24 protein-coding genes and 3 tRNA genes are annotated in these 19,877 nt (G+C 67.1%); 14 read left to right on the forward strand and 13 right to left on the reverse strand.

All coding sequences use genetic code 11. The features are described 5' to 3' along the window. Positions 1-36: 36 nt before the first annotated feature. Complete coding sequence (locus AMYHA_RS25425) at positions 37-861, reverse strand: GAF domain-containing protein (RefSeq protein ID WP_051399421.1); 825 nt, start codon at positions 859-861, stop codon at positions 37-39. 619 nt (positions 862-1,480) lie between these two features. Between AMYHA_RS25425 and AMYHA_RS01625 the strand changes: the two genes are divergently transcribed. Further along, on the forward strand, positions 1,481-1,906 hold the full coding sequence (locus AMYHA_RS01625) for an archease (RefSeq protein WP_034267251.1): 426 nt from the start codon (positions 1,481-1,483) through the stop codon (positions 1,904-1,906). A gap of 143 nt (positions 1,907-2,049) precedes the next feature. On the opposite strand, the gene AMYHA_RS27720 is transcribed toward AMYHA_RS01625, so the two are convergent. The 3 genes from AMYHA_RS27720 to AMYHA_RS01635 form a co-directional block, all read right to left on the reverse strand. Continuing rightward, entirely contained in the window at positions 2,050-2,595 is a 546-nt protein-coding gene (locus AMYHA_RS27720; RefSeq protein ID WP_231104593.1) for a sigma-70 domain-containing protein, read from the reverse strand. Continuing rightward, a complete protein-coding gene (locus AMYHA_RS27725; protein ID WP_231104594.1) occupies positions 2,592-3,008 on the reverse strand; it encodes a sigma-70 factor domain-containing protein in 417 nt (138 codons plus the stop codon). The genes AMYHA_RS27720 and AMYHA_RS27725 overlap by 4 nt, the downstream gene beginning before the upstream one ends. Positions 3,009-3,124: 116 nt before the next feature. Beyond that, positions 3,125-4,585 carry a bifunctional aminoglycoside phosphotransferase/ATP-binding protein gene (locus tag AMYHA_RS01635; RefSeq protein ID WP_034267254.1) on the reverse strand — a complete coding sequence of 487 codons (1,461 nt, stop codon included), beginning with the start codon at positions 4,583-4,585 and terminating at the stop codon, positions 3,125-3,127. Positions 4,586-4,863: 278 nt separating this feature from the next. On the opposite strand from AMYHA_RS01635, the gene AMYHA_RS01640 reads away from it, so the two are divergent. Together AMYHA_RS01640 and AMYHA_RS25430 are read left to right on the forward strand one after the other, a co-directional pair. Continuing rightward, positions 4,864-7,014 (forward strand): heavy metal translocating P-type ATPase, encoded by a 2,151-nt coding sequence (locus AMYHA_RS01640; RefSeq protein WP_084036700.1) that lies wholly within the window; start codon positions 4,864-4,866, stop codon positions 7,012-7,014. A 121-nt stretch (positions 7,015-7,135) separates the two neighbouring features. Continuing rightward, positions 7,136-8,551, forward strand: a complete 1,416-nt coding sequence (locus AMYHA_RS25430) for an HNH endonuclease signature motif containing protein (protein WP_169732883.1) — start codon at positions 7,136-7,138, stop codon at positions 8,549-8,551. Between the two features lie 12 nt (positions 8,552-8,563). Here the strand turns inward: AMYHA_RS25430 and AMYHA_RS01650 are convergent, their stop codons facing one another. Then, on the reverse strand, positions 8,564-8,920 hold the full coding sequence (locus AMYHA_RS01650) for a MerR family transcriptional regulator (RefSeq protein WP_051399423.1): 357 nt from the start codon (positions 8,918-8,920) through the stop codon (positions 8,564-8,566). Positions 8,921-9,043: 123 nt separating this feature from the next. Here AMYHA_RS01650 and AMYHA_RS01655 point away from each other — a divergent pair, with 123 nt between their 5' ends. The 5 genes from AMYHA_RS01655 to AMYHA_RS01675 all read left to right on the forward strand — a co-directional run bounded on the left by AMYHA_RS01655 (position 9,044) and on the right by AMYHA_RS01675 (position 11,680). Beyond that, positions 9,044-9,322: a hypothetical protein gene (locus AMYHA_RS01655; RefSeq protein ID WP_034267259.1), complete on the forward strand. Its 279-nt coding sequence runs from the start codon at positions 9,044-9,046 to the stop codon at positions 9,320-9,322. A 294-nt stretch (positions 9,323-9,616) separates the two neighbouring features. Next, positions 9,617-10,048: an Hsp20/alpha crystallin family protein gene (locus AMYHA_RS01660; RefSeq protein ID WP_034275384.1), complete on the forward strand. Its 432-nt coding sequence runs from the start codon at positions 9,617-9,619 to the stop codon at positions 10,046-10,048. A 75-nt stretch (positions 10,049-10,123) separates the two neighbouring features. After that, positions 10,124-10,522 (forward strand): hypothetical protein, encoded by a 399-nt coding sequence (locus tag AMYHA_RS01665; protein WP_034267262.1) that lies wholly within the window; start codon positions 10,124-10,126, stop codon positions 10,520-10,522. A gap of 6 nt (positions 10,523-10,528) precedes the next feature. After that, positions 10,529-10,906, forward strand: coding sequence for a J domain-containing protein (locus AMYHA_RS01670; RefSeq protein WP_034267265.1), 378 nt, complete (start codon positions 10,529-10,531; stop codon positions 10,904-10,906). A gap of 369 nt (positions 10,907-11,275) precedes the next feature. Next, on the forward strand, positions 11,276-11,680 hold the full coding sequence (locus AMYHA_RS01675; protein WP_157361709.1) for an FKBP-type peptidyl-prolyl cis-trans isomerase: 405 nt from the start codon (positions 11,276-11,278) through the stop codon (positions 11,678-11,680). 60 nt (positions 11,681-11,740) lie between these two features. Here AMYHA_RS01675 and AMYHA_RS01680 read toward each other — a convergent pair whose 3' ends face one another. Further along, positions 11,741-12,721: a zinc-binding dehydrogenase gene (locus AMYHA_RS01680; RefSeq protein WP_034267268.1), complete on the reverse strand. Its 981-nt coding sequence runs from the start codon at positions 12,719-12,721 to the stop codon at positions 11,741-11,743. A gap of 114 nt (positions 12,722-12,835) precedes the next feature. Between AMYHA_RS01680 and AMYHA_RS28130 the strand changes: the two genes are divergently transcribed. Both AMYHA_RS28130 and AMYHA_RS28135 read left to right on the forward strand, forming a co-directional pair. Next, positions 12,836-13,084, forward strand: a complete 249-nt coding sequence (locus AMYHA_RS28130) for a DUF5131 family protein (protein WP_051399424.1) — start codon at positions 12,836-12,838, stop codon at positions 13,082-13,084. Between the two features lie 55 nt (positions 13,085-13,139). Next, complete coding sequence (locus tag AMYHA_RS28135) at positions 13,140-13,307, forward strand: DUF5131 family protein (RefSeq protein ID WP_330760644.1); 168 nt, start codon at positions 13,140-13,142, stop codon at positions 13,305-13,307. A gap of 137 nt (positions 13,308-13,444) precedes the next feature. Here the strand turns inward: AMYHA_RS28135 and AMYHA_RS01690 are convergent, their stop codons facing one another. The 6 genes from AMYHA_RS01690 to AMYHA_RS01715 all read right to left on the reverse strand — a co-directional run bounded on the left by AMYHA_RS01690 (position 13,445) and on the right by AMYHA_RS01715 (position 15,859). Then, the gene (locus AMYHA_RS01690; RefSeq protein ID WP_034267271.1) at positions 13,445-14,296 is read right to left on the reverse strand and encodes a hypothetical protein; all 852 of its coding nucleotides are present in this window, start codon (positions 14,294-14,296) and stop codon (positions 13,445-13,447) included. A gap of 92 nt (positions 14,297-14,388) precedes the next feature. Then, a complete protein-coding gene (locus AMYHA_RS01695) occupies positions 14,389-14,580 on the reverse strand; it encodes a hypothetical protein (RefSeq protein WP_034267274.1) in 192 nt (63 codons plus the stop codon). 111 nt (positions 14,581-14,691) lie between these two features. Beyond that, positions 14,692-14,765: transfer RNA gene (locus AMYHA_RS01700), tRNA-Phe, on the reverse strand. A 301-nt stretch (positions 14,766-15,066) separates the two neighbouring features. After that, a tRNA-Asp gene (locus AMYHA_RS01705) sits at positions 15,067-15,140 on the reverse strand. A gap of 13 nt (positions 15,141-15,153) precedes the next feature. Next, positions 15,154-15,226 (reverse strand) — tRNA-Glu (locus tag AMYHA_RS01710). 384 nt (positions 15,227-15,610) lie between these two features. Continuing rightward, entirely contained in the window at positions 15,611-15,859 is a 249-nt protein-coding gene (locus tag AMYHA_RS01715; protein ID WP_034267277.1) for a hypothetical protein, read from the reverse strand. Between the two features lie 408 nt (positions 15,860-16,267). On the opposite strand from AMYHA_RS01715, the gene AMYHA_RS01720 reads away from it, so the two are divergent. After that, positions 16,268-16,600 (forward strand): hypothetical protein, encoded by a 333-nt coding sequence (locus AMYHA_RS01720; RefSeq protein ID WP_051399425.1) that lies wholly within the window; start codon positions 16,268-16,270, stop codon positions 16,598-16,600. 91 nt (positions 16,601-16,691) lie between these two features. Here the strand turns inward: AMYHA_RS01720 and AMYHA_RS01725 are convergent, their stop codons facing one another. Beyond that, entirely contained in the window at positions 16,692-16,895 is a 204-nt protein-coding gene (locus AMYHA_RS01725) for a cold-shock protein (protein WP_034267280.1), read from the reverse strand. A 489-nt stretch (positions 16,896-17,384) separates the two neighbouring features. Here AMYHA_RS01725 and AMYHA_RS01730 point away from each other — a divergent pair, with 489 nt between their 5' ends. Genes AMYHA_RS01730 through AMYHA_RS01740 form a run of 3 tightly spaced genes read left to right on the forward strand, consistent with a single transcriptional unit; the run spans position 17,385 to position 19,862 of the window. Continuing rightward, complete coding sequence (locus tag AMYHA_RS01730) at positions 17,385-17,963, forward strand: Ig-like domain-containing protein (protein WP_157361711.1); 579 nt, start codon at positions 17,385-17,387, stop codon at positions 17,961-17,963. 42 nt (positions 17,964-18,005) lie between these two features. After that, positions 18,006-18,590, forward strand: coding sequence for a PaaI family thioesterase (locus AMYHA_RS01735; protein ID WP_034267282.1), 585 nt, complete (start codon positions 18,006-18,008; stop codon positions 18,588-18,590). A gap of 21 nt (positions 18,591-18,611) precedes the next feature. Next, positions 18,612-19,862 carry a metallophosphoesterase gene (locus AMYHA_RS01740; protein ID WP_034267285.1) on the forward strand — a complete coding sequence of 417 codons (1,251 nt, stop codon included), beginning with the start codon at positions 18,612-18,614 and terminating at the stop codon, positions 19,860-19,862. The last annotated feature ends 15 nt before the right edge of the window (positions 19,863-19,877 follow it).

Genomic DNA, 19,877 nt, shown 5'->3' on the forward strand with positions numbered 1-19,877 from the left:
CGTGAGCTGGCGCGTCTGAACCACACGCGCCAGGCACTATTCGGAACGGTTCGATCCTGTGCGGTCCCCGAGCGGATCGGATGCGGTTTCCCGCGCTCGCCTGAGCTGGTTGAGCTGCTCTTCGTAGACCCTGGGGAACTGTGTCCACTTCTGGTGCGCCTTGTTGTACTGGTCGATGATGGCGTCGATGCAACCGGACAGGTCGTCGTCGCGCCGTGAACGCACGGCATGCTCCTCGGCTGCAGTGGAGTGTTCATCCCCCGCGGCGTGCTGACACGCGCGGCGGAGCTGGAGCATGCCGATCGTCGCGGCGTCAGTGAGCGCGCAGGCTAAGTCGTCGTCCGCTGGAACGAGCGTGCCTGGCCACACCGAATAGAGGGTGAGTGCGCCGTGCGTGCGCGCGCGGTGCCACATCGGCACGACGTGGATGGCCGACATCCCTGCCTCGTGAACGATGGGCGCGAACCGTGGCCACCACCGCTCGGCGACGTCGAGGTCGGGGCAGCGCAGGGTTTCGCCCTGCTGGCAGCACGTCACCGCGGGTCCTTCTGCCAGCTCGATCTCGCGCTCGGCCAGTGCCCGGGTTCGCTCGGATGACGCCGCGACCACCGTCGGCGCACCGCTGCTGTCAGCGACAACCACCGCTGCCTCGAAGACGTCGATGAGCTGCACGGCGACACGGCACAGCCGCTGCAAGTGCGTACCGAGGTCCGTGTCCAGAGTGTCGGTGAGGTCGATGAGCGCGCGCCAGCTGGCCCAGACCGATGCTGGCACTCCGTCGCATCCGCCTGGCGCGAGCGCGGCGGTGATGCTGCCACTGTAAGACGGACTCGCTACCACGATGCCTCCCGCGACTGGCATGAGAGGCACGGGCCGGAGCGTTGCAGAACCTGCCAGGTCCGAACGCCATTCGCCTCGGCCTCCCAATGATTCGGGGTACCGGCGGCTGTGGCTTAACCGCGATGCCCCGAGCGTAAATGTGCGACCGCACCGCAACAATGGAGCGGACGGCGAATCACGCGGCAAGCCCAACTCCGCCGAGCAGGCCAACCGTACGTGTACGGGCGAAATGCCCGATCTCAATGGTCAGTCCGTCAGCTGATCACTGACCGCGATCACGCGACATCCCAGTCGCTGACCGAAGTCGGTTGAAGTTCTTCGACGCAGTTCCCGCAGACTTCGTCGTCCGGCATGGGATCACCACACTCCGGGCAAATGTGACCTGGGTCGTCGTCGAAGTCTCCAGGAAAGATAGGGAGGGACATCCTCACTCCTCTCGACGTGCTCGCTGACGTGACTAACGACACACACCGCCCGGAGGGTGCGCGTTATGCCCGAATTCTGGCTACACACCGTTAACAGGGTGATTGACAGTGAGCTGACCAGCTGGTGACCGACGGTCCGTGAGAGGTTGAGGCATTTTGACCCTCCCGCCGTCGCGCCGCGAGGTCTACGGTCGGAGTGGCGTAAGGAGTGCACCGTGGGATCAGCTGGAACTGAGTCCGGGTATCGCTGGCTGCGGCACACCGCCGATCTGCGGATCGAGGCGTGGGCGCCCAGCAGGGAGAAGTGCGTCGCGGAGGCGGTCCGTGGCCTTGTCGACAGTGTCGTCGAGGCCACTGGCGATCCGGTGTCGACGGTGGAGTTCGAGGTCGGCGGCGAGACCGACGAGGATCTGCTCGTCGGCGTGCTGGACGAGGTGATCAACCGGATGGACATGTCCGGACAGGTCCCAGTGACGAGCACGGTACGGGCAGGCTCACGCGGACTCGACGTCACCTGTGGCATGGCCGAACTGGCCAAGACGGAGCCGGTCGTGGGCGTACCCAAGCCCACCGCACTCCATGGGCTGCAGCTCAGAAAGGGACCCAACTACTGGAGCTGCGCGGTGGTTGTCGAGGTCTAGCGCCGACCCCCGGCCTTGACGTGACGGACCCGCCCGAGGTCGCCCTCGGGCGGGTTTCCCCGACACCATCAGCATCGCCCGCGGATGCACCGCAGGCGTGAGTCCAAGGTCCCGACTTCCCGGGCCACATGGCCTTTCACGCGTCACGCCACCAGCAGCGCCTCGCGCTGATCGGTAGCACGCAGCTCGTCAAGGGCGTGGCGCTCCAGCCGTCGCACCCGCTCGCGGTGCAGGCCAAGGTACTGCGCGGTTTCCTGCAGCGTGTGCGGATTGCCGTCGTAGAGGCCATAGCGGAACGCCAGAACCCGCGCGGCAAGCGGTTCCAGTACGCCGAGCACCTGGTCCACCAGCTCCGCACGTTCGGCGGCGGTTTCCTGCGGCTGCTCAACGTGCTGATCCGCGATGAACTCGCCGAGGCTCGCCTCACCGTCGTCGCCAATCGGGACGTCGAGGCTCGCGGTGACCCGCGAGACGTGCCGCATCCGCCCGACCGCGTCGACCGGATAGCCGCTCTCCTCGGCCAATTCCGCATCTGTGGGATCGCGCTCAAGCCGTGTGATCAATTCCCGCTCGGCGCGATTCAGTTTCGCGATCTGTTCCGTCAGATGCGTGGGCAGCCGGATAGCACGGCTCAGAAAAGCATTGCCGCGCTGCATCGCCTGGCGAATCCACCACATCGCGTAGGTCACATCGCGTAGGTCGAGAACTTGTACCCCTTCGCGTAATCGAACTTCTCGACCGCACGCATCAGCCCCAGGTTTCCCTCCTGGATCAGATCCAGCAGCGACAAGCCGCCCTGCCGTTTCTTAGCCGCCGCCACAACCAGCCGCAGGTTCGCGCGAATCATGCGCTCCTTCGCGCGCATCCCTTCGTCGGCGATCACGCGCAGGTCGCGGCGATCTCGGCCGCCTGTCTCGGCGTCGGTACGCAGCAGGTAATCCGCGTAGACGCCCGCCTCGATGCGCTTGGCCAGCTCGACCTCTTCCGACGCGCTCAGCAACGGAATGCGGCCGATCTCGTTCAGATAGCTCCGAACCGGATCAGGCTCAGCGTCGGCATGCGCCTCACGCGGGTGCGCGCGGACCTTCACGTCAGATGCCACGTATTCCTCCCACAGCCGCGACCGACTTCACGGCGACTACTCCAAACAACGCACAAGGACACCGCTGAATTCCCGATATGTCCACTTCATCGACCCCGCATGCGCACCGCGCCCAATCAGGAGGAATTCGTCACCGCCCGCAGCGCCTCGGCCGTCGTCGCGCTGGGTGCCTTGACGGTGTCGAGTGCGACGGCGTCCGGCCACCGGTCGGTGTGCGCGGCCATCGCGGCGGCGATGTCGGCGTCGGCGTCCGATGCCGAACCCGTACGGCGTCGCATTCGTTCGGCCGCGACGTCGGTAGGCGCGTAGCACCGCAGCTGCGCCAGCTCACTGTGGGTCTCGTCAGCCACGGCGCGGGCCGCGTCCCGGTGTGCCTGCCGATGCCAGGACGCGTCGAGTACGACGGTTTCGCCCCGCTCGAGCAGCGACCGCGCCCGCCGCAACAGCTCGTCGTAGGTGCGCTCGGTGTGCTCGGCATCGTAGATCCCGCCCCCATAGGGCGACATCGCGCTGTCGTTCGGGTCGCGGCCAGCAAGTTCCTTGCGCAACCGGTCACTGGACAGCAGCACCGCGCCCAGCTCGTCGGCGACCGCACCAGCGACCGTGGTCTTGCCCGTCCCAGGCAGCCCACCGACGACCACCAGCCGGACCTGTCCCTTGCGGAGGTGATCGACGGCGATGGCCGCGTACCGCTTGGCGTCGTCCGCTGCGGCCGCGTTGCCTTGTGCGTGCCGTAGACACGCCACCTTCACCCGTACGAACGCTCGGTAGGCGATGTAGTGGTGTCGCAGTGACGCCGGCGCCGAATCGGCCGCGAACTCCGCGTAGCGCGCCAACAGCCGCGCCGCCAGCGCAGGCTCGCCAAGACGTTCCAGGTCCATGGCGAGGAACGCGATGTCGTCCAGCCCGTCCAGCCAACGCAGCTCGTCGTCGAACTCGAGGCAGTCGAGCACGCGCGGGCCGTCGTCGAGACAGAAGATGTCGTCCGCGAGCAGGTCACCGTGGCCATCGACGATCCTGTCCTCGGACATCCGCGCCTCGAACAGCGGCTCCCTGCCAGCGAGGAACGCCTCGGTGAGCGTCTCGACCTCGGCGATGACCGAGCGATCCACGGCGGGATCGTCGAGCTCACGCAGCTCATCGAAACTCGCCCGCCACCGGCCCAAGATCGCGTCGCGTGAGCCATGCGCGGTGATCTCAGCCGACCGCTCCGCCGACGCGTGACAGGCGGCCATCATGCGCGCGAGCTGGCCGATGACATCCGCCACCTGCTCACCAGCCGCGACCAGCGTGCTCAGCCGCCGTTCCTCCGGCATCCGTCGCATCACAACAAGGTGGTCGCACACCGAGCCGTCGACGTCGGTGACCTCGGAAAGCCCGAGGTAGACGTCGGGCGCGAACCGCCGGTTCAGCGCCACCTCCCTGCGGCACACCGCGAGCCGCCGCTCCAGCGTGCGCAGGTCCAGAAAGCCGACGTCGACCGGCTTCTTCAGCTTGTACACCCTGTCCCCGACCAGGAACAACACCGCGACGTGCGTCTCGCGGACGTCGGCGAAGGGGATATCCGTAGACGGCATACTCACGCTCACGCGAACGGCAAGCCTGCATTCTGGTCAGGCTGTGTCCAGGATGCCACCGCGACGAGGCGCTGGCACAAGTTTTCGTCGTCGCGTCCATCGCTCGGCGACGTCGTGCTCCCTCGGTCTCATCCGGCGCGGCAGGGCCTTCGTGCTATGTCTCCGGCCACTGGTTCGGTGACGGTGACGGGTGGCACGGACCGCGAGCGGGTAAACCCGAACGGGGACCACTGGGGTCACACCGACGTCGGCCGATACGACACGTCGAGGAGGCGGTCATGAACGCGCGGGAAGCGGCAGTCCAGCACGGCACGGACGAGCACACCGAAGCAGGACACGAAGCGCACGACCCGCACGCAGCGCATGGCGGCGATGCCGGTGACGGGCACGCCGGGGACCACGACGCACACACGGGTCACGACAAGCACGAGGGCCACTCGCCCGCGATGTTCCGCGACCGGTTCTGGCTGTCACTGTTGCTGACGCTGCCGGTGGTGTTCTACGCCGACATGATCCAAGAGTGGTTCGGTTACACCGCGCCGACCTTCCCCGGCTCGACGTGGCTCGCACCGGTACTCGGCACCGTGATCTTCTTCTACGGCGGCTGGCCATTCGTCGTCGGCGCGATCCAGGAGATCCGCTCCCGCGCGCCGGGCATGATGCTGCTGATCGGCATGGCGATCAGCGTGGCCTACGTCGCCAGCCTCACCGCGAGCATCGGGCTGTTCACGGTCGAGGTGTGGTGGGAGCTGGCCCTGCTGATCGTGATCATGCTGCTCGGTCACTGGATGGAGATGCGTGCCATCGGCCAGGCACGCGGGGCGCTCGCCGCGCTGGCCGAACTGCTGCCGGACGAGGCGGAGCGTGTCGCGGACGACGGCAGCATCGAGACCGTCCACATCGGAGACCTCGCGGTCGGCGACGTCGTCCTCGTGCGGCCGGGTGCGCGGGTGCCAGCCGACGGCCAGATCGTGCAGGGCACCGCTGACCTGGACGAATCCATGATCACCGGGGAATCGAACCCGGTAACGCGCGGCGAGGGCGACCGCGTCATCGCCGCGAGCGTGTCCACTGACAGCTCGATCAGAGTGCGCATCGACGCCATAGGTGAGGACACCGCGCTAGCGGGCATCCAACGGCTCGTCGCCCAGGCGCAGGGATCGACGTCGCGCACCCAGGTGCTCGCCGACCGGGCGGCGGCGCTGCTGTTCTACATCGCGGTGTCCGCCGCCGCGATCACCATCGTCGTGTGGGCGCTGCTCGGTGACACCGACGCCGCCGTTGTGCGCTCGGTGACGGTCCTGATCATCGCGTGCCCGCATGCGCTCGGACTCGCGATTCCGCTGGTCACCTCGATCTCGACGTCCAAGTCCGCGCGGAACGGCATCCTGGTGAAGGATCGGCTCGCGCTGGAGCGGATGCGCAACGTCGATGCGGTGCTGTTCGACAAGACCGGCACGCTGACCAAGGGCGAGCACGCGGTCACCGGCGTCGCGGCGACCGACGGCGACGACAACGCACTGCTCGGGCTGGCCGCCGCGGTGGAGTCCGAGAGCGAACACCCACTGGCCCGCGCCATCGTCGCTGCGGCGGCCGATCGCGGGGCCGAGGTGCCGAAGGCGTCCGGGTTCCACGCGATGACCGGCAGGGGCGTACGGGCGACCGTCGCCGACGATGACGTCGCCGTCGGTGGTCCCGCGCTGCTGCGCGAGCAGGGCATCGACATCCCGGACAGCGTGGCCAACGACGTCGCCGGCTGGCGGGAACGCGGCGCCGCCGTGCTGCACGTCATCAAGGCTGGCGAGGTCATCGGCGCGATCGCGCTTGAGGACCAGGTTCGGCCGGAGTCGCGGCAGGCGATCGACGTCCTGCACCGGCGCGGCGTGACCGTCGCGATGATCACCGGCGACGCACAGCAGGTCGCGAACGCCGTCGCGCGCGACCTCGGCATCGACGAAGTGTTCGCCGAGGTGCTGCCGGAGGACAAGGACTCGGCGGTGGCCGACATGCAGCGGCGCGGGCACACCGTGGCGATGGTCGGCGACGGCGTGAACGACGCGCCCGCGCTCGCCCGCGCTGACGTCGGCATCGCCATCGGCGCGGGCACCGACGTCGCGATCGAATCCGCGGGCATCGTGCTGGCGTCGGACGACCCACGCGCAGTGGTCGTGGTGAGCACGCTGTCGGCCGCCAGCTACCGCAAGATGACGCAGAACCTGTGGTGGGCAGCGGGGTACAACCTCGCCGCGATCCCGCTCGCGGCCGGGGTACTCGCCTGGGCTGGCATCGTGCTGCCGATGGCCATCGGCGCGGTGCTGATGAGCCTGTCGACGATCATCGTCGCGCTCAACGCCCAACTGTTGCGACGGGTGGACCTGCGGCCCGCCGCGGTGTCGCCGGGCGCCAAGGCATCGGCCCCTGCTTCGTAGCACCGAACGCCACGCTGACTGGGTTGAGGGGCGCTCCGCACTCCGCACATTGCCCCTGCGGATCCTCCACTCGCGCACCATAGCGACTTGATATCGAACCTGTGTTCGATAAACTGTGACCGTGACCACATTCATCGAAGTCGGCTCCGGCGCCGGGTATCTGCACCTGCCAGACCATCTCGTCGATCCACGCCCGATCGACGTCGAGCGGTTCACCGATCACCGCGTGCTGTTCAGCTCTAGTGAGGAGATCGCGGGGTTCGACGACGGCGAGGTGATCGACACCCTGGCCGCGGTGCGCAGACTCCGAGCCCGCGCGGACGCGATCGAGGCGCACGCGCTGACCAGGCTCGATGAACTACGGGATGGCTCGCGCTACGTACCAGACGAAGCCGCGCTCGAACTGCGGATCAATCGGCACGCCACGGCTGACCGGGTAGCCACCGCACGCATGCTTACCGACGACATGCCCCAGCTGCTGGCAGCCATGGAGTCCGGGCAGATCGAGCGCCACCCTGCCACGAAGATCACCAACACGGTCACGCATCTCACCGGCCCGCGACGCCGCGAGGTCGACCAGCGACTCACGGACAAGCTCGCCACCGGCAAACTGTCCTGGCTGGACCCCGCTCGGTTGGTACGGGCGGCTCGACGCCTGGTCACGAAGGTCGATCCGGACGGACAGACCGACCGCGCCCGCCGGGCGCGCACCGAACGGAGGGTCGAGCTGATCCCCGGCGAAGACGCCATGTCCACCCTCGCCGCACAGTTGCCCGCTGAGCTCGCCTCGGCAGCCTATGGCCGCATCGACGGCATGGCACGCAGCTTGCGCAACAAGGGCGATGCTCGCACCCTCGACCAACTCCGCGCCGACGTCTACGCCGACCTGCTCCTCGGCAATGACCCCGGCGCACAGCCACCCGCAGCCGCGGCGACGGTGTTCCTGCACCTCCCGGCCACTACCGCGCTCACCATCGGCGACGACGGCGCGGAGCTATCGGGCTACGGCCCGCTACCCGGACCAATCGCCCGCGAGATCATGACCCGACCGAACAGTGTCTGGCGCAAGGTCCTCACCGACCCTGGCACCGGCGCGCCGATGGACCTCGGCGCCACTCGCAGGCGCCCCACTCAAGCCATTCGCGACTTCGTCGCCGTCCGCGACGTGGAATGCACCGTGCCCGGCTGCCACCGCCCCGCCCAGCGGTGCGACTTCGACCACCGCATCGAGTGGCAACACCGCCCGGACACCAGCAGCGACAACGGCGCACCCAAGTGCGAATACCACCATTACCTGAAGAGCCAGCCCGACTGGCACATCGACTTCGACCCGAACACGGGCACCGCGACCATCACCACACCGTCCGGACGTAGCTACGAGCACCACCCACGACCGCCACGACCCACCGGCGCCGACACTGACGCAACGGCGACCAACGGAACCGCGCCAGGCACCGCGGCGGCCAGATCGACCACGGCATCAGGCGAACCGATCACCACCGACGCCTCATCGACCGGCGACGACCCGCCGTTCTGACCTGGTCGCGTACTACCCGCCGCGCCTCTCCGTGTATCCGAGTCGCTGCCGCAGTTCGGATATCTCGTCGTAGGCGGCGGCCAGTTCGTCCTCCAGCCAGAGGATGCGACTCGCCGCCGCGAGGGTGTGCCCCTGGTCGAACAGCTCGCGCATCCGCGCGACGAACTCAAGCTGCTGCTTGGAGTACCGGCGATGCCCGCCACCGGAACGCTCCGGCGTGACCACGTCCGCGCCGTCCAGGCTGCGCAGGAATGCCTGCTGAACCCCGAGCATGTCGGCCGCCTGCCCGATGGTGAAAGCCGGGTAGGTCGGGTCGTTGAGCTTGTCGAGATCGCGCACCCCACGCTCCTCGTGACACAGTCGGTTCATTCCAGTCTGTATACGACGTTATCGCGAACTACTACTTGACACAATCTCCAGTCTGAGATATAGAAAAAGTACATCGGTGAGTGATCTGGTTATCGAACAACGACGGTGCCGGAGTGATCGCGGATGACCAACATCGTTGCCCCGTCTGAGGCCACACAGGAGCAGTTCCTGCGGCTGCTGTGCGCTGACGATGCCTTACTGCGCGACGAGTTCGACGCGATCGTCGCCGCCAACTTCAGCGAGCCGGCTGAGCGCGACAGCACGCCGCCGCAGCGGACGCACTCCCGTCGCAGGCCAAATCCGGTTCCGCCATCGAAGCGATGGACCAGCGGGCGACTGTGGGCGGTCCAGGTAGACGTCCCGGCCGACTTCATGGCGCGACAACGCGCCCCTCCGGCGTGAGGACTGCCAACAGTTGTCCTGACGCGAGTAAGGCAGGTGATGCGTGCTGCGTGAATCGACTACGGAGTCTCAACTTCCCTGACAACTCCCGGCCCGCCGCGGCGACGCGCGGCGGGCCGATAACCGCCCGACCACCGCAGCATCGCCCACCAAGCATCGCTCACCAAGATCCGACGGCAAATATCTATCTCGTCGGGAACAATAAACTTTAGTCACGCGTTGCAACATTGAGAGCCATCGAACGGCTCGATCGGAACAAGGACCCGACTGTGAAGGGAGAAGGAGGAAGTGGCGATGTTGATGCGTACCGACCCATTCCGGGAGCTCGACCGGCTGACCCAGCAGTTCCTCGGCGTCAACGGCACATCGACCAGGCCGGCGGCCATGCCGATGGATGCCTTCCGCTCCGGCGACGAATATGTCGTGCAGTTTGACCTGCCCGGCGTATCACCGGACTCGATCGACCTCGATGTCGAGCGCAATGTGCTCACGGTCAAGGCAGAGCGCAAGGGCGAGTTCGGCGATGACGCCGATGTTCAGGTCGCGGAGCGGCCACGCGGCTTGTTCTCCCGCCAGCTCTTCCTCGGCGACACGCTCGACGCGGACAACATCAAGGCCGACTACGACGCCGGTGTGCTGACCATCCGGCTGCCTGTCGCCGAGAAGGCCAAGCCGCGCAAGATCGAGATCGGCGGGGGCGCCGACCGCAAGGAGATCAACGCCTGACCGATTGATGGCGAGTTCCGGCCCCGCGTAGTGAGCGCAGGGCCGGATTCGCCGCGTCCGAGGAGCTGACCCACCGTGAAAACCAGTCCCCTAACGCAGACCGTGCTGGACGAAGCGCGGCGTCAGGTTGAGACCTGCTGCCGCGAGTTCACCGATCCCGATGTCGCAACGGTGCGTGACGCCGTCGAGGGCGTCCAGCAGCTAACCGGCGCCCTCGGCGAGTTGGTCGACCGGATCAGGGACCACGCGTCATTCGCGTTCGACGACGAGAACCAGTACGTCGGCGAGGAACTGGTGCGTGACCTGCATGCCACGCGCGGGTGCCTGACGACGGCAGGGCTGCTCGTCGCACCAGCGCTCGATGATCTTCGCGAGCTGACCGGCTCGGCAGCCGACCTGACGAGCACGACTCCCGAGCTGACCGGCTCGGCAGTCGAGCTGACCGGAACAACGCCCCGGACCGCCGCGAGGTGAACGAGCATGACCGACGCGCCGCGCGATCCATACCGCGTTCTCGGTGTCGCGCCAACCGCGACCGATGCGGAGATCACCGGCGCGTATCGCAGGCTCGTCCGGCACCTGCACCCCGACGCCGACAACAACGCCGATCCGAACGAACTGGAGGAGGTACTCGCCGCGTATCAGTTACTGCGGGACCCCGCGCGCCGGGCCGCCTATGACCGCGAGCACGGCAGGGACAACTCGACCAGGGGTCAGCGCACCAATCAGGCCAGCGCCCGAACCACGATGAAACCGCGGCGGACTTCGCGCGACACGCAGGTCACCGACGTCCCGGTGCGGCACCACCAGCAACGTCAACCCGACGTGCGCGTGGGTCCGGTGCGCAGGCACCGCTGACCGCACACCCGAGACCGCGCGCCGGGTGCCCGCCCCTCGTGCCCTCTTCCGTATCGCTGACGTTCTCGGCGTCCATCTGTCGGACCTCGACGTGTCGACATATCCGCCAGGCGTAGTTCCGGCAGCACCTACTCGGTGGGATTCGTAGCGCGGCAAAGATGCGGGCGCGATGATGTTCGCGACCCGTGCGGGCTCGTGGTGTGAGCGCGCCAGTACTGTACGTGCTATGCGTCTTGCCACGATTCTGATCACCGCCGCGACGACGGTCGCGCTCGCCGCCTGCGGTTCCGCCGAGGAAGAGCAATCCGCCCCTACGACGTCGGCCGCGACTACGACGTCGGCCGAGCAAGCGGCTGCCAACGGCACGGAATGCGCGGCGGCGGACTTCACCGTGGCGGGGAAAAGGGCGCGGCTCCGGACGTCACCATTCCGGACGACTGCGCGCCCCCGGGCGAGCTGCTGATCGAGGACGTCAAGGCAGGCAACGGCGCCAAGACCACGGCAGGCGACACGGCCGAAGTGCACTACCACCTGGTGGGCTTCTCCGACGGCGGCAAGCTGGACTCCTCCTGGGACCGTCAGGAGACCTTCCCGGTGGAGAACGTCGGCAACGCACGGGTGATCGACGGCTGGAACGAAGGTCTGATCGGCATGAAGGAAGGCGCGCGCCGACTGCTTGTCGTGCCGCCGGAGCTGGGCTACGGCGCGAACCCTGGCCACCAGCTCGCCGAGGAGACGCTGGTGTTCGTGATCGACCTGGTGAAGGTCAGCTGAGCAGCGAAGGCAGCGACGCCTAGCTGTGCTGCGCGGTCCACTGTGGATCACGCAGCACAGCTAGCCTGCCGTCGCTGTCAGCAACGTCTTGCCGAGCACTTCGCGTTGCTCGATGGCACGGTGCGCACGTGCCGCGTCAGCTAGCGGGAACGTCGCGCCGATCAGCGGGCGGAAGCGGCCAGACGATGCGTAGGCCAACGCGCGCTCTGCCATCGCCCGCGCCTCGGCGGGTGCGAACTGTGCCTGCTCGATGCCGCGTAGGGTGATGTCACGCCGCCGCACATCGTCCGGGTCAATCTCGGCGAAGTCACCACTCGCCGCGCCATGCGCGGAGAATCGGCCGCCTCGCGCGGTGACGGCGAACGCCGCGGAGCCGATGGCACCCCCAGCGCCATCGAACACGACATCAACACCCTTCCCGCCCGTGATCGCCCGGACCCGATCTAGCCAGTCCGTCTCGCTGTAGTCGACGACGTCGTGCGCACCAGCTGACAGCACCGCATCACGCTTGCGGCCGCCGCGTGCCGCGCCGATCACCCGCGCCCCCGCCGCGCTGGCCAGCTGCACCAGCAGCAGGCCGAGGCCACCGGCCGCCGCCGTCACCAGCACCCGCTCCGCCTGCCGAATCGCGGCGTTGTCGAACAGCCCCAGGGCAGTCGGGCCATCGTGCAGCAGCGACGCGGCGGTGGACAATCCCAGTTCCTCGGGAACCGGAATCGTGCTCTCAACGGCCGCGACGGCCTGCTCGGCGTAACCCCCGTACTCCGCGGTCCGCGCGGCCACTCGACGCGAGACAAGCCCGGTGTCGACGTCGGGTCCGACCGACCAGACGCGACCTGCGACCGCGCCGCCCGGCACGAACGGCGGCCGCACATCGAAGGCATCAGTCAGCTGGCCGCTACGCAGCTGCGTTTCGAGAAATAGCACGTCCACGGCTTCGACATCGATCACGACTTGTCCCTTGCCTGGCACCGGCTCGGCCACCTCGGCCAATTCGAGCACCTCAGGCCCGCCGAACTTGTTCACCACTATGGCCCGCATTGCGACCTCCCTGTTCCAAGTGAGCTGGCACAGAGTCTGATACTTGAAGCAAGGTCGAGGTCAAGCCTTTTCCGGTGGTGCTGGGAAGAGCGGCAAGGCATCGTGGAACTCGGGGTGACGACATGTCCGCAACCACGCACGAACGCGCGTTACCAACGCGACGGCGACCCCGCGACCAGCGGACCCGGCTTCGCCCTCACCCCGCATCCGGACAAGTTGGCCGAACCGCTGCGGTGGCGACGTCCCCGGCTGGTGTTCGTCGACTCGATGAGCGACCTTTTCCATCCCGGTGTGCCCGACGACTTCATCGGCGACGTCGTCGACGTGATGGAGCGGGCGGACAGGCATCGGTTTTCGTGCTGACCAAGCGGCCGCCGACGCCCTGCGCGAGACTCCGGCTGCCGTTCGGTTTCTGTCGCTGCAGCCGCTGCTCGGGCCGGTGCCCGACCTCGATCTCGCGGGGCTCGATTGGGTGTACGTCGGCGGCGAGTCCGGCCCCCGGTCTCGCCGCACGGCCGCATCGTGGGTGCGCGACGTCCGGGACCGCTGCGTGGCCGCGGGCATCCCGTTCCTGTTCAAGCAGTGAGGCGGGCGCACCCGCAACGCGGGCGGCCGGGTGCTCGACAGGCGAACCTGGGACGAGTTCCCGCCGCTGCCCGAGGGCCTGCGTATCGGGCTGCCGACGTCACAGGCGCGATGCGAACATGCCGTGTCGCACGCAACCTACGGGCAGGTGTCAAACTCGTCGCGCAGTCGGCGCTGCAGATCGATAGCCTTCTGAGTGAAGTAGCGCTCGGGATCCTTTTCTCCTGCGGTGTTGCTGTACCCGCAGCCTGCCACATGAACCATGCCCTGGAACTTCCGGTCGTCCTGCGCCGACCCATCCCACCTCCACGACAAGCTCATCGGGTGCTCGCGAGTCGGCCGCATGGTTGCGATCAGCGCGTTGAGGTCTCGGTATGCCGTCTTCGGATCGCTAACGCCGACGGATAGCCCCGATGGACGACCGTTCGCCACGCGAACGTAGGCCACATCGACCCGCAACTCGGACAGTTGGCCACGAATGCGTTGCTGCTGAGCGATACTGAAGGGGAAGTCGACAGTCCACCATGGACCGTCGTCTGGCATGACCTCCACCCGAACAGGCTCGCTCCCAAACTCGGTACGCACGGCGGCGAGCGACCCAGCGATGTCCGGAGCCTCCCGCAGTTCAAGTTCTCCGCCATACCAGTTGATTTCGGCCTTCGGCACCGCCGAACCGAGCTGTCGCAGTCGTCGCGCGCGTTTGACGACCCGGTCCGAACTCAGTTGGCCATCGAATCGCAGCATAAGTCGATCGCCTATCTCGAATTCGGTCGACTCGCTGTATCCGTCAAAGTCATCCTGTTTGAGAACAGTGATACGGGTGGCGACCTCTGCGATCTGCGCCTCGCTCGCTGTAGGCATTCTCACGGTCACATTGAGCTTTGACCCAGTTTTGACACTGTTCGAGTAGATCACCCGGAAGTCCTCGACGCCGGGCATCGCGGAGACCTCGTCCTCGAGGCGTTGCACCTGCGGCTCGCGGTCGGGCACCCCGGTGCACCCTGCGACAACGACACCCGCCACGCACAACACTGCCAAGGCGAACCGATACCCAGCCACGGCAACCCCCGTCCCCCAGCGCGTCAGCCGCTGGGACGATCAGCGTCGGCACAGCCTATGCGTGCAAGCAGCCACGCGCTGGGCACCACCTCATGTGGAAGGTGTCGCAGCTCGGCCGCGTCAGCATCAACGCCCTGCCGATGCAGGATCTCCTCCAGTGCTGCCCAGTGGCCCGCTGCCTCGGCTTCGTAGGAGACGCCGTCGGATGGCCCCACGGGAAACTAGCGTCTGTGACTGGCGATCGACGACGCTCACAGTGGCGTAGTCGCGATCAGCTCGGAACGTAAGAAGCCGCCTTGACATGGTCAAAGCGGCTTCGTAAACGGTGGCCAGGGCCGGGATCGAACCGGCGACCTTCCGCTTTTCAGGCGGACGCTCGTACCAACTGAGCTACCTGGCCGTACGAGACACGAGGATATCGCACACGGTGCCCGCCGACCGCAGCAGGGTCAACACCGGCTGACGGGTACCAAGGCTGCCGAATCGCCGCCGGTGACGTGCCCGGCGACAACGTCGGCCCCGATGACTCATCGGACGGATTCACGCCAGCGGCCACTCTGAAACATGCCTTCGCCCCCACGAGGACAGACACCACTCGGTAGCGGCTCCGGCACGAAGACGCCCAAGACGTTCGCGCCCAGCGTGATGCCCACCAACGAAAACAGCGGGTCTGCCGGAGGCAAACCCGCTGCACAAAAAAGCGACCCTGACGGGACTCGAACCCGCGACCTCCGCCGTGACAGGGCGGCGCGCTAACCAACTGCGCCACAGGGCCAAACTGTGTTGCGTACTCCCAACGGGATTCGAACCCGCGTTGCCGCCTTGAAAGGGCGGAGTCCTAGGCCGCTGGACGATGGGAGCCCGGTCGGTTCGGCGAACCGACCGACCGCGTTCCCAGAGCCATCGGAACGATTCCCTGGGAGCCGCGTACAAGCATACGGTACCGCCTCAACCTCTCAACAACGGGGGGTGGTTGGTTTTCCGTCGCAGCTCAGCGACGCCGCAACGCGCACCCGTCGCGAACCTTGCCGCGCAAGTCGTCATCCCGCCAACGCTCCGGTAACTGCATAACGCCACTAGGACAGCTGAGTGACATCGTGAATCTTCTTCTGGTAATCGATTGCCATGCCCGCACAGCAAGAGTACGTTCGTCCAAGTCGCCGTCTAGGTGCGCGACCAGGGGGTGCGCATCTGGATGGCGACAAATACGTGAAACACCGGAAAACCGGCCTCAGCGCGACGCCCTCACTTCTGCACCGGCGGCACGCCATCGTCGTCCGGGATCAAGCCGAGCATGTCGAGCAGTTGCTCGCAGTCTTGCGCCCCTAATGACCCGCTGGCAACAGCGATGCGCGCACGGCGAACCTGATCGTCGGACACCCTGGCGGCTTCGGCGCCTCCTGACCGTTGCGACGGCACGCCACCGGGACCACGGACGGCTTCAGCGCCGTCGTGCCGCATGAGGAACTCTCGAACTTCTAGTGCACCACTCACAGCGCCTCCTCACGCTCGACACGAACGGCAACCTGCCTTGGCGGCGAGGCTAACCAGGTCACGACCATGACCACAGCCCCCCGCTGGGTGAACTATTCATCACGGAACGTTGTAACGCCAGTTCGGCGCGTATCCGACCCAATTCGGATGAGGGCAACACAGCAAGGAGGAAGTAGCCGCGAGATGGCTACAGGATGGCGACTCGGTGGCATCTTTTTACCCCCAGCGGTCGCGACATCGCCGAGTTTCATGTAACAATCGTGGTGCTGACACACCCCCGGTCAGCGCCTGTGGAGATCCCCTCCGGCCCCCGCGTTCCTCCCCCTGGCGCGGGGGCCTCTCCATGTCTGAACGACTTCCGCCAACTGCACCGTAGCGGCGTCGAAACCTTGTCGTTATCGTTGCCGCGTGGCCTTCCGATTCAACTCACGCAACTCGAAACAACGCGACGCGGCACCGGCACAGGAGGTGGAAGAAGCTGCCCCGGACACGGAGCTGGAGAGCTACCTCGCGGCGCTGGCGCCGGAGACCGGAGCGGAGACGACCGACGCCGGCAAGCGGTTCGGCGACGCTCAGGTGTACCAGCTCCGGCTGAGCCTCATCGCGAGCGACGAGCTCAAGCAGATCGCCCAAGCCCGCCAGACCTCACCTCAGGCACTCGCCCAGGAGTGGGTGCTTGAGCGACTGTCCTGGGAAGCCGACGCAGCCGCGCAACGTCGTCAGGCATACCGCTACCGCTGATCCACTAGTCCCCAGTACGGCCCCCACTACACAGAACAAGGTCCCCGGCGGCATTGCCACCGGGGACCTTGTCAGCTCAGTTCGCGCTAGATCAGATCTGGCGAACCTTCTGGGCCTGTGGCCCCTTCTGGCCCTGGCCGACCTCGAACTCCACTCGCTGGTTTTCTTCCAGGGTGCGGAAGCCGCGACCCTCGATCTCTGAGTAGTGCACGAAGACGTCGCCTTCGCCGCCGTCCTGCGCGATAAAGCCGAAGCCCTTCTCGGCGTTGAACCACTTCACAGTGCCTTGCGCCACCGTTTTTCTCCTCGTAACAGAATCCGCTTCGAGTGCCCGTGAAGGCACCCGCGACCGTCCCGGGCGGTTCCAACGAGTCGAGCAGTTGCGCGTACGCCCCAGCTCGCGTCAGAAGTTCCGCGAGCGTGAAGCCACGACCACGCAAAACGACGGCCTGCGGATCAGCTTACCCGTAACCCGCTGCTTCGGAACACCCTTGGGGACATGCGTGATCACATGTCACCGCACACGGGCTCTTGCCACTCCCCACTGTGCTCCCATTAGTGTGAACCAACACGTCTTAATGGGCGTATCCACCGAGCCACGGTAAGGACGGGACAGCGCGTGTCGCGGCACAACAAAACCAGCCCATTGCGAGCGGGTTCGGCGCTAAATCCCCTGTTCATCGCGCTAATCGTCCCCATGGCGCTGCTCGCGGGCGGGTGCGCGAGCGATGTCATCCCGACCGGGTCAACCGCCACGACCGTCCCGACCGAGGGATTTCGGATCGTGCCGGAACCCGCATTCAACGCGTCCGGAGTTTCACCCGTTCAGCCCATTCGGATCACGGTGACCGACGGCACGCTGCTGTCGGTTTCCCTCACGAACGCCGATGGCGCCGACGTCGACGGCGAACTGTCCGCCGACCAGCGGCGCTGGACCGCCACCGAACCGCTCGGCTTCGACAAGCGCTACACCTGGTCCGGCACCGCGTTCGACGCCGAAGGGGAACGGTTCCCCATCGAGGGGTCGTTCCGGACCCTCGCACCCAAGACCGTCGTCACCATCCAGCCGAACGTCGTCGACGGCGGCGTCTACGACCAAACCACTCCGATCGTGCTCCGGTTCAGCGCGCCCGTGCGGGACAAGGGCGACGTCCAGCGCGCGCTGGACGTCGACGCCAAGCCGCGCACGGCGGGCACGTGGTCCTGGAGCGAGGACGACACGGTCGTCACATGGCGTCCGAAGCAGCGGTGGGAACCGGGCACAACGGTGCGGCTGCGGGGCAGCCTGTACGCGGTGCGGATGTCCGACGGCCACTACGGCGCGACCGACCTGGACATCCGGTTCCGCATCACACCCGACTGAACCGGAATACCGTTCATACCGACCACAAGCTAGCGTGGAGTGGTGAGTTACACCGCGCAACCATGGCCGCCGATCGAGACAGATCCTCCGGCGATCCATGAGAAGGCACCCACCCCAGGCACCAAGCTGCAGCCGCACTACACCGAGTGCTTCGGCTGCGGTGACGAGCAACCGGGCGGACTGCGGATGAGCACCGAGGTCGCCGACTCGTACGTCATCAAGTCGACGTTCGACGTCACCCGCGAGCACCAGGGCGCGCCCGGCCTCGCCCACGGCGGGCTGCTGGCCTGTGCGTTCGACGAGGCACTCGGTACCGCCGTCGGACAGCTGCTGCGCAAGCCAGCGGTGACCGGCAAACTGGAAACCGACTTCCGCCAGCCGGTGCCGGTCGGCTCGACGTTGTACATCCACGTGCGCGTCGACGGCACGAGCGGCCGCAAGGTCTACGCCAGCGCCAGCGGTCACCTCGACGCCGAGGACGGTCCGATCGCCGTCAAGGCGCGGGCGCTGTTCGTGATCGTCGACATGGAGCACTTCACCGCGCACGGCGATGAGGACGCGCTGGAGAAGTTGCGCGACAGCGCCAAGAAGGCCGCCCAGCCGCAACGCTGGGACATCAACCCGTAGAACCAACGGAAGGCAGCGGCGTTGTTCTTCTTCGTCATCGTTGTCCTCGTGCTGCTGCCCCTGGTGCACGTCTACCTGTGGCGGCGGCTCATCCGCGACACCCTGCCGCGCGGGACCGGACGCCGGGTCGCGACGCTCGCGCTCGCGGCGATGGTCGTGCTGATGCTCACGGCGCTGATGTTCGCCACACGGGTCGACCCGGACATCGGGCAGTGGTTCGCCTGGCCCGGGTATCTCTGGCTGGCGCTGTTTTTCTACCTGCTGTTGGCGCTGCTGGTGCTTGAGGTGCCCCGGCTCGCGCTGCGCCGGTGGGTGCGTGGCGGCCGTGACACGTCAGATCGCTCAGATCGCGCGTCCTCCGGGGCTGCGTCAGAGCCTTCGGCGTCGTCCAGTGACGCCGAACCGGTCGCCACTGGCCCCGGCGCCGCTACCGCGCCCACCGTGGATCGACGTCGCGTGCTCGCGCGGAGTGGCGCGGCGATCGCCGGGCTCACGGCGGCGGGGCTGGTCGGGTACGGCACCACCGTCGCCCTCGGCCCGCCGAGCGTCACGCGCGTGCCGATCGCGCTGCGCAAGCTGGACCCGCGCGCCGCTGGCTGCCGGATCGCGCTCATCAGCGACATCCACCTCGGGCCGATCCTGGGACGTTCGTTCACCCAACGGATCGTCGACATGATCAACGACGAGGACGTCGACGCCGTCGGCATCGCGGGCGACCTCGTTGACGGCAGCGTCGAGCACCTCGCGGATGCCGCCGCGCCGCTCGCCGGGCTGCGCAGCACGCACGGGACGTTCTTTGTCACCGGCAACCACGAGTACTACTCCAACTACCAGGAATGGGTCGACTTCCTGCCCAGCCTCGGGATGAGGGTGCTGCGCAACGAGCGCGCCGAGATCACCCATAACGGTGGCACGTTCGATCTCGCGGGGATCAACGACGCGACTGGCTACCAGTGGCAGGACCCCGGCGACGTCGGCGCGGCCATGGCTGGCAGAGACCCGGACCGGGCGGCGGTGCTGCTCGCGCACCAGCCGGTGGATCTCGAAGACGCCGTGGCGCACGACGTCGACCTGATGCTTGCCGGCCACACCCACGGCGGGCAGCTGACGCCGTTCGAGCTGCTGGTGACGTTGCAGCAGGGCGCTGTCGCGGGCATGTACCAGCGCGGCGGGACGAAGATGTACGTCACGCGCGGCGCTGGCTTCTGGGGTCCGCCGGTGCGCGTCGGCGCGCCGCCGGACATCACCATCGTGGAGCTGCGGGCGGGGTAGCGCCGACGGGTACCA

The sequence above is a fragment of the Haloechinothrix halophila YIM 93223 genome, from assembly GCF_000504245.1.
In the GTDB taxonomy this organism is placed as follows: Bacteria; Actinomycetota; Actinomycetes; order Mycobacteriales; family Pseudonocardiaceae; genus Haloechinothrix_A; species Haloechinothrix_A halophila.

Excerpts from the sequence above, each read along its gene's own strand:
- AMYHA_RS01635 (WP_034267254.1), bottom strand. The coding sequence starts at position 4,585 with ATGCCGTCTACGGATATCCCCTTCGCCGACGTCCGCGAGACGCACGTC.
- AMYHA_RS01660 (WP_034275384.1), top strand. The coding sequence starts at position 9,617 with ATGTTGATGCGTACCGACCCATTCCGGGAGCTCGACCGGCTGACCCAG.
- AMYHA_RS01650 (WP_051399423.1), bottom strand. The coding sequence starts at position 8,920 with ATGAACCGACTGTGTCACGAGGAGCGTGGGGTGCGCGATCTCGACAAG.
- AMYHA_RS01680 (WP_034267268.1), bottom strand. The coding sequence starts at position 12,721 with ATGCGGGCCATAGTGGTGAACAAGTTCGGCGGGCCTGAGGTGCTCGAA.
- AMYHA_RS25425 (WP_051399421.1), bottom strand. The coding sequence starts at position 861 with ATGCCAGTCGCGGGAGGCATCGTGGTAGCGAGTCCGTCTTACAGTGGC.
- AMYHA_RS01655 (WP_034267259.1), top strand. The coding sequence starts at position 9,044 with ATGACCAACATCGTTGCCCCGTCTGAGGCCACACAGGAGCAGTTCCTG.
- AMYHA_RS01670 (WP_034267265.1), top strand. The coding sequence starts at position 10,529 with ATGACCGACGCGCCGCGCGATCCATACCGCGTTCTCGGTGTCGCGCCA.
- AMYHA_RS01675 (WP_157361709.1), top strand. The coding sequence starts at position 11,276 with ATGCGCGGCGGCGGACTTCACCGTGGCGGGGAAAAGGGCGCGGCTCCG.
- AMYHA_RS01640 (WP_084036700.1), top strand. The coding sequence starts at position 4,864 with ATGAACGCGCGGGAAGCGGCAGTCCAGCACGGCACGGACGAGCACACC.